The sequence below is a fragment of the Kitasatospora sp. NPDC097691 genome, assembly GCF_040302665.1.
Lineage (GTDB): Bacteria > Actinomycetota > Actinomycetes > Streptomycetales > Streptomycetaceae > Kitasatospora.
On sequence record NZ_JBEORY010000012.1, the window covers coordinates 137,745 to 151,323 of the forward strand.

Sequence of the window (13,579 nt, forward strand, 5' to 3'; positions counted from 1 at the left end):
CGGCTGTTCGGAACCACTCGGCCGGGTGACGGGGCGCTTCGGTCCGACCGCTCCTGGGCAGCCTCCCCCGGCGGGGCCGAATCGAGCAGGAGGACGACATGCGTCAGGACGAGGGCCGCACGACGGGCGACCGGGTGGCGGCAGGGTCGGCGGACGGCGCGGGGGCACGCCCCGCGGCCACACCGGAGACGGCGGCGGGGACCACGGCGGACGGGCGCGAGGCGGGCCTGCGGCAGTCCGCTGCCTTCCTGGTCGACGAGGCGCTCGGCTTCCTCTTCCCCGCCGCCCTCCGCGCCGCCGCCGAGGTCGGGGTCGCCGACCACCTCGCGGACGGCCCCCGCAGCCCCGCCGAACTCGCCGCCGCGACCGGTACGGACCACCGGAACCTGTACCGGGTGCTGCGACTGCTCGCCACCCGGGGCGTCGTCACGGAGGACGCGCAGGGCCGCTTCGCCCTCGCCCCGGCCGGACAGGCCCTGCGCGGCGACGTCCCGTACTCCGTCCGGACGGCCGTCCTGATGCTCACCGACCGCACCATGTGGCGGCCCGCCGGAGAGCTGACGCACTGTCTGACCGAGGGCACCACGGCCTTCGAGAACCTCTTCGGCATGCCGTTCTTCGACCACTTCGCCAAGGACGAGCGGACGGCCGCCGTCTTCCACGTCGGCATGGCCGCGATGTCCGACCCGGAGAACGCGCTCATCGCGGCCGCCTGCGAGCTCCCGGCGAGCGGCACGGTCGTGGACATCGGGGGCGGTCACGGCGGCCTGCTGCTGGAGGTGCTGCGCCGCAACCCGGGCCTGGAGGGCGTCCTCTACGACCGCGCCCACGTGCTCGCCGGGCACCGGTTGGCGGCGCACGGGGAGATCGCGGACCGCTGGACGCCGCAGGAGGGCGACTTCTTCGCCTCCGTACCCGACGGCGACGTCCACCTGCTCAAGCGGATCACGCACGACTGGGACGACGACGACTGCGTCACCCTGCTCGGGCACTGCCATCGCGCCCTGCGGCCGGGCGGCCGGGTCCTCGTCCTGGACGCCGTGGTCCCGCCGGGCAACGCGCCGCACCAGGCGAAGACGCTGGACCTGATGATGATGGCCTCCCTCACCGGCCGCGAGCGCACCGAGGCCGACTTCGCGGAGCTCTTCACCCGGGCCGGGCTGCGGCTGTCCCGGGTGGTCCCCACGCCGACGGTGCTGTCGGTGGTCGAGGCGGTGGCCGCCTGAGCGGACCGGCGGACGGGGGCCCGCGCCGGCGTCAGGCGGGCGGTGTGCAGCGCAGCGCCGCCCACAGGTCGAGGCGGTCCTGCAGCTTCAGCAGGCTGCGGCCGGTGAGCTCCTCGATCCGTTTGATCCGGTAGTGCACCGTGTTGACGTGCAGGTGCAGCGCCTCCGCCGTCCTGGACCAGGAGGCGCTGTGCCGGAGGAAGGCGTCCAGGGTGTCCAGCAGGGAGACGGTGTTGGCCCGGTCGTGCTCGATCAGCGGCGCGAGGACCCGGCGGCGGAACTCCGCGGTGATCTCGGCCGGGACGCCGCGCAGCAGCGCTTCGAGGGAGGTGATCCGCGAGCAGCGGCCGACGGTGCCGGGCGGCTCGACGTCGACCGCGTAGCGGGCCTGGACGAGCGCGGACCGGAGCTCGGGGGCGAGCGGTTCGACGGTGGCGCCGATGCCCAGGCGCAGCCGCCTTCCGCCGGTCAGGGCGGCTTCCAGGCGCGGGAGGACGCGCTGCAGGGTCTCGGCGATCCGGGCCTCCGGGGCCGGGGACAGGGCCGCCGCGCCGCCCCGGCCGTCGGGGGCGGCGACGAAGGGGGCGGGCAGGTCGTGGAGGGCTTCGGCGAGGGCCGCGGCCGTCCAGGTCGCGGGTGCGCCGTCGATCCGCGCGGCGACCGGGGTGAGCCGCTGGTGCGGGGGCAGGCCGGAGAGGGCGAGCGCGCGGTCCGCCTCGGCTTCGTCGTCGGCGCCGGAGTCGAGCAGTTCGATCAGCCGGGTGCCGGTCTGCCGCTGGGCGGTGGCGGTGGCCCGGTCGCGGGTGGCGAGCGGGGCGAGCAGTTCGGCCAGGCCGTGCAGCAGGGCGGTGGCGGTCGGGCCCGGCTCGCTGTGGGGTTGCAGCAGCCAGCCGTCGAACGGCGAGTCTCCGGGCGGGCCGACCGGGACGGGCGTCGCGGCAGGGCGGGCGGCAGGGCGCGGGGCGCGGGGGGCCGGGGCGTGCGCCGCAGCGGACGCCGGGGTGTGCGCCGTGGCCTGCTCGGACGTGGCCAGCACCCGCCCGGAGCCGGTCGTCAGGGAGCACCCGGGCAGTCCGAGGTCGGCGACGGCCCGCTCCAGGAGCTCGTCCGGGGAGGCCTGCGCGCGCAGGAGCTGGGTCAGGGCGCGCCGGGCGGCGGCCGGGAGCGCCGCCTGCCCCTCGGCGTGCGCCTGCAGGTCGCCCCACAGCCGCAGGTAGACGCGGTCGGTGACGGAGCGGAAGCTGGTGCCGGCGGGCACCGACAGCAGGGGGACGCCGTGCCGGCGGCAGGCCTCGACCAGCTCCGGGGGGACGGTGCCGTGGGTGCCCTCGCCGGCCAGGAGCGCGGCGACCTCGGCGATGCGCAGCGCGTTGGCGAAGCGCATCGCCCCCTGGCCCTCGTCCGGCCGCCACCAGACCAGCCCGGAGAGGACCAGTTCGCCGCGCTGCAGGTAGCGGGCCGGGTCCTGCAGGTCGGTGGAGGTCACGCCGGTCACCTCGCGGTCGAGCAGGTGGGGTCCGGCCCAGGCGACCTCGATGTGGAGGTCGTCCAGCTCCAGGAGGTCTCCGACGATCATGCTGTGCTCCTTGTACGCCATGGACGAGTGGGGTCTCGCACATGCGATGGCTGACGCGTGTCAGGCATCGTAAACACAAGGCGGATGATGCGGTTCGGCTCTTGTGGGATCGCCTGACGGCGGGGCGGCGGACGGGGGCGCGGTCCGGTGGTCCCGACAGTGGACCGCCTCCGGTCCGGCCCCCGGCACCAGCCCCGGCACCAGCCGGCCCGGCCCCGGCACCCCGCGACCCGGCCCCGGCACCCCGCGACCCGGCCCTGCTCACGGTGACGCGGGCCGCCTCCGGCGCGCGTCGAGGGCCCGCCAGACCTTGTCCCGCAGGAACGGCGCCTCGGTGAAACGGATGTCGGTGGCGTCCCGCAGGGCGTTGGCGAAGGCGGGCGGCACCGGGTTGAACGGGCTCTCCGACATCGACTTGGCGCCCAGCGGTCCGATCGCGTCGGAGGTCTCGCTGAAGTGCACCTCGGTGCGCGGCACGTCCGCGAACGCCGGCAGCCGGTAGCGGCGGAACGCCGCCGTGGTGACCTCGCCCCGGTCGTCGACCAGGACCTGTTCGAACAGCGTCGCGCCGAGCGCCTGGGCGACGCCGCCCTCGACCTGGCCGCGGCACTGCAGCGGGTTCATCACCTTGCCGGCGTCGGCGCCGTGGACGCTGCGCAGGATCCGGATCTCGCCGGTGTCCGGGTCCACCGCGATCCGGAACCACTGGGAGTTGAAGGCCACCGAGCGCGGCGAGCCGCCGAAGTGGCCGTCGGCGGCGAGCTCCACGCCCTGCCCGTGCGCGGCCTCGTACACCTCCTTGAGCGGCACCGTCCGCCCGTCGCACTCCACCGCCTCGGCGGTCAGCCGCAGCAGGCTGCGCGGGGTGCGGGCGTACTCGGCGGTGAAGGACAGGATCCGCTCGGCGAGCGCGTTGGCGGCCTTCATCACCGCCTTGCCGGCGACCACCGTGCCGGCCGAGCCGAAGGCGCCGGTGTCGTGCCTGACGACGTCGGTGTCGGACTGCCGGATGGCGATCCGGTCGACGGTGGTGCCGAGCGCGCCCGCGGTGATCTGCTTGTGCACCGTGGTGGTGCCGTTGCCGAACTCCGCGGTGCCCACCGCGATGTCGTAGGTGCCGTCCGCCAGCAGCTTCACCGTGGCGTCGGCGAGGTGGCCGCCGGGCGGGCCGCAGGCGATGGCCGCCATGGCGAAGCCCTGGCCCACCAGCCAGCCCTCGGGGGCGAGTTCGGCGCTGGTGTCGTCGGCGAGGGCGTCGCGGACCACCCGCAGGCACTGGTCGAGTCCGTACGAGGCGATGTGCAGGTCCTCCTCCTCGCCGAGCGGGCCCGCCATGTGCTCGCCGGGTCCGATGACGTTCCGCTCCCGGAGCACCAGCGGGTCGACGCCCAGCCGGCGGGCGAGTTCGTCCATCGCCGACTCCACGGCGAAGGTGACCTGGCCGAGGCCGTAGCCGCGGAAGGCGCCGGCGGGCACCGCGTTGGTGTAGACGGAGTAGGCGTCGACCTTCTTGTGCGGCGCCCGGTAGACGCCCATCGACTCGCCGATGCTGTGGAACATCACCGCCGGCCCGTGGTTGCCGTAGGCGCCCGTGTTGGCGACCACCCGGAACTGCAGGGCCGTCAGCGTGCCGTCGCGCCTGGCACCGAGCTTGACGGTGATGGTGAACGGGTGCCGCGTCGTGGCGCCGTAGAACTGCTCGGCGCGGGTGAACTCCAGTTTGACCGGCCGGTGCAGGCGCAGCGCCGCCAGTACCGCGATGTCCTCGGTGAGCATCTCCTGCTTGCCGCCGAACCCGCCGCCGACCCGGCCCGCCACCACGCGGACCCTGTCCATCGGCAGGCCGTAGAGGTCGCACAGGGCGCGCCGGGTGAGGAACGGCACCTGGGTGGAGGAGCGCACCACGATCCGCTCCTCGCCGGTCTCCTCGTGCTCCTCGAAGGAGGCGACGCAGCCGTGCGTCTCCAGGCTGGCGTGCTGCACCCGCTGCGTGCGGAACGTCTCCTCGTACACCACGTCGGCCTCGGCGAAGCCCTGCTCGACGTCGCCCAGCTCGCCGTGCGCCTCGCCGCAGACGTTGTCCTGCGGGCGGGCGATCCGGGACTCCGGGCCCTTGGGGTGGATCACCGGGGCGCCGGGTCCCATCGCCTCCTCCGGGTCGAGCACGTACGGGAGTTGCTCGTACGTGACGGCGATCCGCCGGCAGCCCTCCTCGGCGGCGCCCTCGCTCTCGGCGACGACGGCGGCCACCCGCTGGCCGACGAAGCGGACGGTGTCGTCCAGCACCCGGGTGTCGTCCGGGTCCTCGGTCGGGTGTTCGTGGCGGGCCGAGGAGTACAGCGTGTCCGGCGCGTCCTCGTGGGTGAACACCGCGACCACGCCGGGGACGCGCAGCGCGTCCGCGGTGTCGATGGCGACGATCCGGGCGTGCGGGTGGGGCGAGCGCAGCAGCTTCATGTGCAGCAGGCCCTCGATGTCGACGTCGAACGTGTAGCGGGCGGTGCCGGTCACCACCTGCGGCCCGGCGGGGGCGCCCAGGCTGCGGCCGACCGCCTGGCCGGCGCAGGGCCGTTCGGTGTGCCGGACGCCGCGGACGGCGTCCTCGATCGCCCGGTACCCGGTGCAGCGGCACAGGTTGCCCTTCAGCGCCCGCGGCAGGTCGGCGAGTTGCTCCTCGTCGAAGGCCGAGGCCGTCATCAGCATGCCGGCCGTGCAGAAGCCGCACTGGAAGCCCTGGGCGTCCAGGAACTTCTGCTGCAGCGGGTGGAGTTCCCCGCCCTCCTCGGCCAGGCCCTCCACGGTGGTGACGGCGCGGCCCTCGGCGCGCAGCGCCGGGTAGAGGCAGCTGTGCACCGGCTCGCCGTCCACCTGGACGGTGCAGGCGCCGCAGTCGCCGGCGTCGCAGCCCTTCTTCACCCCGAACCAGCCGCGCTCGCGCAGGTAGGTGCGCAGGCACTGGCCGGCGCGCGGCTCGGCGTCGAAGTCCTCGCCGTTGACCCGGACGGAGAAGCTCATCGCCCGTCCTCCTCACCGGTGCGGTGCCCCTCGGCGAGCTCGCGGCGGATCTCCTCCGCCAGCCGGAAGGTCATGTGCCGCCGCCAGGCCGGGTGTCCGTGGATGTCGTCGAAGTACTCCGGCGGCTCGATCCCGCAGGCGATCGCCTCGCGCACCGCGGCCGCGTTGGGCGGCAGCGGGAAGCGCAGCCGGATCGGGCGCACGGTGGAGGCGGTGACGGTCAGCACCAGCTCGCCGTCGAGCGGGTCGCGGGTGCCGATGAGCAGCGCGCCGGAGCGGCCGAGCCCGTAGAGGGAGGCCTGTCGGAAGGCCGTGCGCCGTTCCAGGGCCCGGGCGGGCAGGCGGATCGAGCGGAGCAGTTCGCCGGGGCGCAGGTCCTTCGCGCCGGCGCCGACGACGAAGTCCGCGACGGGCAGCTCGCGCACCGCGCCGTCCTGGGCGAGCAGGGTGCAGACGCCGTCCAGCGCGGCGGTCAGGGAGATCATCGGCCCGGCGGGCAGTCCGTTGCACAGGTTGCCGCCGACGGTGGCCATGTGCCAGATCTTCCAGGAGGCGAGGAAGGCCCGGCAGCACTGCTCGAAGAGCGGGGCCGCCGGCCGGTCCAGGGCCCTGGCGAAGCGCGACAGTTGGGCGATCGTGCAGGTGGCCGCGATCTCCAGGTCGCCTTCGGGGGTCAGCCGGACCGGTTCCCAGCCCATCCGGCTGAGGTCGATCAGCCGGCGGATGTGCGGCTGCGGCTCGGAGAACAGGTACGTCCCGCCGCCGAGCCAGGCGTCCCCCTGGCGCCAGGTCCCGCGCCGCCGCGCGTCGCGCAGCTCCACCACCGTGTTCAGGTCCACGTTCCGTCACCGTCCTCGATTGATCGACACGGCGATTGAAGCAACGCGTGACCAGGCGGAACGAGTGGTCGCACGCACCAGGCGCGGGCGCCCGGACTGGGTGATCGACCAGCGCATGGACATGACGCCCGCCCGGCGCGGGGCTTCTCGGGGGCGGCCCGGCGGTGGGGCTGCCCCGGGGCGGGCTCAGTCGGCCGCGCGCCGTACGGCCTCGATGAAGCCCCTGGTGGTGGGCCGCGACAGCGGGCGGCCGTAGGTCTCGCCGACGCCGTCCAGGGTGGTGAGGGCGGTGGTCCAGCCGTGCCGGTCGAGCCACCCGTGGGTGTCGGGGCCGAGGCCGCCGCGCCACAGCTCGGTGATGCGTGCGAGCGCCGGGTCGTGCGGGGTGGCGGTCACGTCCCCGCCCTTCTCCAGCAGCAGCCGGCTGCCGGGGGCGGCCAGGCCGGCGACCGCCGTGAGCAGTGCGGCCGCCTCCTCGGCCGTGAAGTAGACCAGCAGGCCCTCCGCCAGCCAGGCCGAGCGGCGCGCCGGGTCGAACCCGGTCTCGACCAGCCGGGCGGGCCAGTCCCGGTCCAGCAGGTCGGCGGGCAGGGTGGTGCGCCCGCTGCTCGGCACGGCGCCGAGCCCGTCGAGGACCCGCTCCTTGAAGGCCAGCACCGGGGCCAGGTCGAGCTCGAACACCCGGGTTCCGGCGGGCCAGTCCAGCCGGTAGGCGCGGGTGTCGAGACCGGCCGCGAGCAGCACGACCTGGTCGGCCCCGGCGGCGAGCAGGCGGTCGTCGTAGAAGCGGGTGCGCAGGATGCCGTGCGCGACCAGGGCCTTGGCGAGGTCACTGCCCGGGCCGGAGGCCCGCGCCGGCACGTCGGCCGCCGTGACGAACGCCTCGGCGTACGGGTCGACGAAGAGCGGGTCGGGGCGGGAGCTCTCGTAGGCCCGGACCCGGGCGACGGACAGGGCGGTGCGGGACACCGGACTCAGCGGTTCGGAGGTCGTCATGGCGGCAATGTACCGACCCGAACGCGCCGCCCGTGCGGCAGGTCCGGTCACCGGACTTCCACAACTGCGTCACAACGGCGCCGAGTTGCTCCCCGCCGGCCGGCGGCCCTGGAATCATCCCCGCTGGGCGCCCGGGGAGGTGCCCGGGACGCGATCGTGGGGGTGGCGATGGAGACGTGGATGCGGGACCCGGGGGCGTCCGGCGGCTACCGGCGGGCGTCCGTGGCGCCCGGCAGGCTGCTGGCGCGGAGCCTGCTCGTCCTGGCGGGGCTGGCCGTCACCGCCGTCGGCTTCCGGCTGTTCCTCGACGTCCACGACGAGATGGGAGCCCACCGCACCGCACCGGTCTGCGGCACGGCCGCCGCCACGCCCGGTACGGACTGCGCCCGGCACGAGAGCGGCAGGGTGACGGCGCGGAAGGACGACGACGGCTACCGGCTGACCGTGGCGCGCGAGACGGCACCGACGGGCACCTACGACGTCGACCAGGACTTCTACGACGACGTGGAGACCGGCACGAACGTGGAGGTGACGGTCTGGCGGGGCAGGGTGGCCGAGATCGCCTACCACGGGCACCGGGCCGAGAACCCGAGGAGCAGCCGGCTGCCCGCACTGGAGGTGGCCGCCGTGGTCGCTGTGGGGTCGGCCCTGACCGCGCGCGGCCTGGCCCGGTCGCGCGACGCCGACTGGGGGGCACCCGCGCTCGGCGCCTTCGTCATCGGCTACTTCGCCTTCGTCGGCGGCGAGTTCCTCCTGCCGGCGCCGTGGCCGCTCGCCGTCACCCTGGGCGTACCGCTCCTCGGCTGGCTGGTCCTGACCGCCACCGCCGCGTCGCTCGCCTGAGCCGACCGGTCCCCGTCCGCAGAAATTCCACAACTGCGTTACAAGAAGGTCGGATCGCCTTCCCCCGCCGGGAACCTCCCTGGGATCATCCGTGCTGGGCATCGGGGAGGTGCCCGGGACGGGATCGAGGGGGTTCGATGAACGCACGGATCGAGGACGCGAGGCCGCCGGGCCCCCGGGTGTACCGAGCGATCGCCCGCGGCCTGGCCCGGAGCCTGCTCCTGTTGGCGGGCCTGGCCACCGTCGCCCTCGCCTTCAGCTGGTTCGTGGACGCCTACCGCTCGGTGGAGGCCTACCGCGCCGCCCCTGACTGCGGCACGGCGGCCGCCGCGCCCGGCGCGCCCTGCGTACGCCACGAGACCGGCAGGGTGACGGCGCGGAAGGTCGACAACAGCGGCGACTCCACCAGCTACGACCTGACCGTGACGCGGGAGACCGCGCCCGGCAAGGTGTTCAGCGTCGGCGAGGCCTTCTACAAGGACGCGAAGGTGGGCACCGACGTGGACCTGAAGATCTGGAACGGCCGGCCGGTCGAGGTCTCCTGGCACGGGCACCGCGCCTCGACGCCCGACGTCCCCTGGCTGTCCTGCCTCAAGGTGGCCCTGCTGGTCGGCTTCGGATCGGCCCTGACCGCGTGCGGCCTCGCCTGGCCGCGCGAGGACTCCGTGTCGGTCCCGGCCTTCGCCGCCGTCCTGATCTTCTTCGCCACCCTCCTCGGGAGCGTGATCCTGTGCCTGGCCCAGTGGCCGCTCGTCATCACCCTGGTGATCCCCGCCCTCGCCTGGCTGCTCCTGACCGCCCTGGTCACGGCCGTCGCCCGCGAGGGCTGAGGCACCGGGACCACCCCGACGGCCCGTGCGTCCGCGATGGGATGATGGACCGGACGATTCCGCGGGTGAGGGGTGGCGCATGGGCAGCAGGCTGCGGGTGCTGCGGACGCAGAACCGGCTCAGTCTGGAGGCGCTCGCCGAGCAGGTCGGCGTCACCAAGAGCTACCTCTCCAAGGTCGAGCGGGGTCTCAGCGACCCGTCCATCTCGACCGCGCTCAAGCTGGCCCGCGCCCTGGGCGTCGATGTCGGCCGGCTGTTCTCCGACGAGGTGGAGCCCGAGCTGGTGACCGTCGTGCGCGCCGACGAGCGCACCCCGATCGCCGACGGGGCAGGCCCGGGCACCCCGCACTACGAGGGCATCGCGACCGGCCTCAGCGGCAAGCAGATGGTGCCGTTCGTGATGTACCCGCCGACCGACGCGACCGGCTCGGCGTACAAGTCCCACGCGGGCGAGGAGTTCCTGTTCGTCCACGCGGGCACCGCCGAGCTGGAGTTCCCCGAGCGGACCGTACGGCTCGGGCCAGGGGACAGCGTGTACTTCAACTCCGCGCTGCCGCACCGCTGTCGGAGCACCGGGGCGGAGCCGGCCGAGATCCTCGTGGTCATCCACGACGACCCGGCCGGCCCGTCCGAGCGGGTGCCCACGCTGCCCTGACGCGCGCTGCCCTGCGTCACCCACGCCCGGCCGCGCGGCGGGTGGGCGGGCTCACGCCGGCGTGGCGGTGCCCGCCTCGGCCAGCAGCGTGACCAGCCGCTCCGTCCGTTCCTCGTCCAGCGGCAGCAGCGGCCGCCGGGGCTCGCCAACGTCCAGGCCGCGCAGCGCCAGGCCCGCCTTGACCGTGGTCGGCAGGCCGCCGCCGGTCAGGAACTGCAGCACCGGCAGCTGCCGGTAGAACACCCGGCGGGCGGTGTCGAGCTCTCCGGCGCGCACCGCCCGGTACAGCTCCAGGGCGAGTTCGGGGATCAGGCAGGGCGCCGCCGTGCACCAGCCGGCCGCGCCGGCCGCGAAGGCCTCCAGCGCCATCGGGTTGGAGCCGTTGTAGAACGGCAGGGCGCCGTCGGAGAGTTGGGCGAGCCGGTGCATCCGCTGGATGTCGCCGCTGCTCTCCTTGACCATGGTGATGTTCTCCACCCGGTCGACCAGCCGGTGCAGGAGTTCCGGCGGGAGGTCCACCCCGGCGGTGGCCGGGTTGTTGTAGACCATCAGCGGGATGCCGATCGCACCGGCGATCTCCTCGTAGTGCCGGGTGATCTCCCGTTCGTCCAGCCTCCAGTAGGACAGCGGCAGCACCATCACCACGTCGGCGCCGACGTGTTCGGCGTACCGGGCCCGGCGGACGGCGCTGCGGGTGGTGAGGTCGGCGATGCCGACCACGGTCGGCACCCGGCCGGCGACGGCGGCGACCGAGGCCTCGGTGACGTCGAACCACTCCCGGTCGTCGAGGTAGGCGCTCTCGCCGGTGGACCCCAGCGGGGCGATCGCATGGCAGCCGGCGGCGACCAACCGCTCGATCAGCTCGGCGAGTCGGGCGAGGTCCGGGCTGCCGTCGGTGCGGGAGAACGGGGTCACCGGGTAGGCGATGATCCCGTCGAGGACGGTCGCGGCCATCTCAGGAGTCCTTCCGGGCGGGGGCGGCGGCGGGCAGGTGCTCCACGGCGTCGCCGTGTCCGGACCGCAGCGCGCGGCGGGCGTAGTAGGCGAAGTTCGCCTGGCCGCGCTTGGGGGTGGAGATCCAGTCGTGCGCCTCCTGTGCCAGCAGCTCGGGAATCTCCTGGATCCTCCCGGCGGCGCTCGCCAGCAGCTGGAGCTTTGCCGCCCGTTCGAAGAGCAGGGCCAGGGTGCAGGCCTCCTCGACGGTCCCGGTGGCGACCAACTGGCCGTGGTGGGCCAGCAGCAGCGCCCGCTTGTCGCCGAGCGCGGCGGTGATGATCTCGCCCTCCTCGTTGCCGACCGGGATGCCGGGCCACTTCTCCAGGAACGCGCAGTCGTCGTACAGCGGGCAGGTGTCCATGTGCGAGACGACCAGCGGGGTTTCGAGCATGGACAGCGCGGAGATGTGCAGTGGGTGGGTGTGGATGACGCAGTTGACGTCCGGTCGGGCGCGGTAGACCCAGCTGTGGAACCGGTTGGCCGGGTTGGCCATCCCGTCGCCCTCCAGGACGTTGAGGTCCTCGTCCACCAGCAGCAGGTTGGACTCGGTGACCTCGTCGAAGCCGAGCCCCAGGCGCTGGGTGTAGTAGGTGCCCGGGCGTTCGGCCCGGGCGGTGATCTGCCCGGCCAGGCCGGAGTCGTGCCCGGCGTCGAACAGGATGCGGCAGGTCAGCGCGAGCTTCTGGCGCACCGTCCAGCCGCTGTCGGGGATCGCGGCCTGCATCCGGCGGTGGGCGAGGTCCACCAGCTCGGACTTGTCCGCTTCGAACGTGTCGGCCATGTCGTGGTTCTCCTTCACTTCCCAGGGGTGTCGGCCCCGCGGGGCGGGACGGAGGCGCGCCGGAGCGGGCGGCGCACGGCGGCGCCCCGCGCCGGCGGGACCGCCGGGCATGCCTCGGCGAGGACACGATGTTCACCATAGGACACAACGTGTCCTGCGTCGACCGTCGGCCCGGCACGCACACGGGGGGCACCCGGCAGGCGAAGTGACGGCGGCTCAGCCCGGCATGGCGCTGCGCCGCGCCGCCCAGCCGGCGCACAGGGATCATCATGGGTCCCGGAAGAGCTTCTGTCGGGAGGCAGCACATGACCGATGCCGTCGTCGTCGGCTCCGGGCCCAACGGCCTGGCCGCCGCCGTCACGCTCGCCGAGCACGGCCTCACCGTCACCGTGCTGGAGGCCGCCGAGGAGATCGGCGGCGGCGCCCGCAGCGGCGAGAGCACCCTGCCCGGTCTACTGCACGACCACTGCTCGGCGGTGCACCCCTTCGGCGTGGCGAGCCCCCTGCTGCGCTCCCCCGACCTCGCCCGGCACGGGCTGGAGTGGGCCTGGCCCGAGGTCGACCTGGCGCACCCGCTGGACGGCGGGAAGGCGGCCGTGGCGGTGCGGTCGGTCCGCGACACCGCCCGCGCGTTCGGGCCCGACGCCGACGCCTGGCTACGGGTGTTCGCCCGGCCCGGCGAGCACGTCGACGCCCTCGCCGAGGACGTCCTGCGCCCCCTGCTGCGGCTCCCCCGACACCCGCTGCTGCTCGCCGACTTCGGCCGACGGGCCGTCCTTCCCGCCACACTGCTCGCCCGCACCTGGCGCACCGACCGGGCCCGGGCCCTGTTCGCCGGCGCCGCCGCCCACGCCTTCCGGCCGCTCGACCGCCCCCTCACCTCCGCCGTCGGCCTGCTCCTCCTCGCCGCCGCGCACCACCGCGGCTGGCCGGTCGCCCGGGGCGGCTCCGGCCGGATCACCGCCGCCCTCGCGGCGCGGCTCACCGAACTCGGCGGGCGCATCGAGACCGGGCACCCGGTGCGCTCGCTGGCCGAACTGCCGCCCTGCCGGATCGTCCTGCTGGACGTCGCCCCCGGCGCGGCCGCCGACATCTGCGGCGACCGCCTGCCCCCACGGGTCCGGCGCGCGTACCGACGCTGGCGGTACGGACCGGCGGCGTTCCGGATGGACTTCGCCGTGGCGGGCGGCGTCCCGTGGCGCCACCCGGACTGCCGCCGGGCCGGCACCCTCCACCTCGGGGGCTCCCTGGAGGAGATCGCCCACGCCGAACGGGAGACCGACCGCGGCCGGCTGCCCGAACGCCCCTTCGTCCTGGTGGCGCAGCAGTACCTCGCCGACCCCGGCCGCTCCCGCGGCGACGTCCACCCCGTGTACGCCTACGCCCACGTGCCGCACGGCTACGACGGGGACGCCTCCGCGGCGATCCTCGCCCAGTTCGAACGGTTCGCGCCCGGGTTCCGCGAGCGGGTGCTGGCGACCACCACCGTCCCCACCCTCCGCCTGCCGCACCACAACGCCAACCTCGTCGGCGGCGACATCTCCTCGGGCGCCAACACCGCCCGACAGACCGTCCTGCGTCCGCGCGCCGCCCTCGACCCGTACGCCACCGGCATCCCCGGCATCCACCTCTGCTCCGCCGCCACCCCACCCGGCGCCGGCGTCCACGGCCGGTGCGGTATCCACGCGGCGCGCTCCGCGCTACGACACGCGGGCATCGCGCCGGCCGGCTGAGTAGCCGGCGGTACGAGCCGTCCGGCGCCGTCGGCGTCGCGGCGGCCGTGGCGTGGCTGCGCCCGGCAGGGCGGTGCACGACGCGACCA

11 protein-coding genes are annotated in these 13,579 nt (G+C 74.8%); 5 read left to right on the top strand and 6 right to left on the bottom strand.

Going from position 1 to position 13,579, the window contains the following annotated elements; all coding sequences use genetic code 11:
• Window positions 1-98: 98 nt before the first annotated feature.
• A complete protein-coding gene (locus ABTY56_RS11785) occupies window positions 99-1,226 on the top strand; it encodes a methyltransferase (protein WP_350628439.1) in 1,128 nt (375 codons plus the stop codon).
• Between the two features lie 31 nt (window positions 1,227-1,257).
• Here ABTY56_RS11785 and ABTY56_RS11790 read toward each other — a convergent pair whose 3' ends face one another.
• From ABTY56_RS11790 to ABTY56_RS11805, 4 genes are all read right to left on the bottom strand, one after another.
• Window positions 1,258-2,802 carry a PucR family transcriptional regulator gene (locus ABTY56_RS11790; protein WP_350628440.1) on the bottom strand — a complete coding sequence of 515 codons (1,545 nt, stop codon included), beginning with the start codon at window positions 2,800-2,802 and terminating at the stop codon, window positions 1,258-1,260.
• A 261-nt stretch (window positions 2,803-3,063) separates the two neighbouring features.
• On the bottom strand, window positions 3,064-5,817 hold the full coding sequence (locus ABTY56_RS11795; RefSeq protein WP_350628441.1) for a molybdopterin-dependent oxidoreductase: 2,754 nt from the start codon (window positions 5,815-5,817) through the stop codon (window positions 3,064-3,066).
• Window positions 5,814-6,656, bottom strand: a complete 843-nt coding sequence (locus ABTY56_RS11800; RefSeq protein WP_350628442.1) for an FAD binding domain-containing protein — start codon at window positions 6,654-6,656, stop codon at window positions 5,814-5,816. Before ABTY56_RS11800 ends, ABTY56_RS11795 begins: the two co-directional genes overlap by 4 nt.
• Before the next feature lie 186 nt (window positions 6,657-6,842).
• Window positions 6,843-7,652: an SAM-dependent methyltransferase gene (locus ABTY56_RS11805; protein ID WP_350628443.1), complete on the bottom strand. Its 810-nt coding sequence runs from the start codon at window positions 7,650-7,652 to the stop codon at window positions 6,843-6,845.
• 180 nt (window positions 7,653-7,832) lie between these two features.
• Here ABTY56_RS11805 and ABTY56_RS11810 point away from each other — a divergent pair, with 180 nt between their 5' ends.
• The 3 genes from ABTY56_RS11810 to ABTY56_RS11820 all read left to right on the top strand — a co-directional run bounded on the left by ABTY56_RS11810 (window position 7,833) and on the right by ABTY56_RS11820 (window position 9,980).
• On the top strand, window positions 7,833-8,495 hold the full coding sequence (locus ABTY56_RS11810; RefSeq protein ID WP_350628444.1) for a hypothetical protein: 663 nt from the start codon (window positions 7,833-7,835) through the stop codon (window positions 8,493-8,495).
• Between the two features lie 137 nt (window positions 8,496-8,632).
• Complete coding sequence (locus ABTY56_RS11815; protein WP_350628445.1) at window positions 8,633-9,325, top strand: hypothetical protein; 693 nt, start codon at window positions 8,633-8,635, stop codon at window positions 9,323-9,325.
• 79 nt (window positions 9,326-9,404) lie between these two features.
• The gene (locus ABTY56_RS11820) at window positions 9,405-9,980 is read left to right on the top strand and encodes a helix-turn-helix domain-containing protein (protein ID WP_350628447.1); all 576 of its coding nucleotides are present in this window, start codon (window positions 9,405-9,407) and stop codon (window positions 9,978-9,980) included.
• A 51-nt stretch (window positions 9,981-10,031) separates the two neighbouring features.
• On the opposite strand, the gene ABTY56_RS11825 is transcribed toward ABTY56_RS11820, so the two are convergent.
• Together ABTY56_RS11825 and ABTY56_RS11830 are read right to left on the bottom strand one after the other, a co-directional pair.
• Window positions 10,032-10,934, bottom strand: coding sequence for a dihydrodipicolinate synthase family protein (locus ABTY56_RS11825; RefSeq protein ID WP_350628449.1), 903 nt, complete (start codon window positions 10,932-10,934; stop codon window positions 10,032-10,034).
• 1 nt (window position 10,935) lies between these two features.
• Window positions 10,936-11,757, bottom strand: coding sequence for an aldolase (locus ABTY56_RS11830; protein WP_350628451.1), 822 nt, complete (start codon window positions 11,755-11,757; stop codon window positions 10,936-10,938).
• Between the two features lie 305 nt (window positions 11,758-12,062).
• On the opposite strand from ABTY56_RS11830, the gene ABTY56_RS11835 reads away from it, so the two are divergent.
• Window positions 12,063-13,490, top strand: coding sequence for a phytoene desaturase family protein (locus ABTY56_RS11835; protein ID WP_350628452.1), 1,428 nt, complete (start codon window positions 12,063-12,065; stop codon window positions 13,488-13,490).
• The last annotated feature ends 89 nt before the right edge of the window (window positions 13,491-13,579 follow it).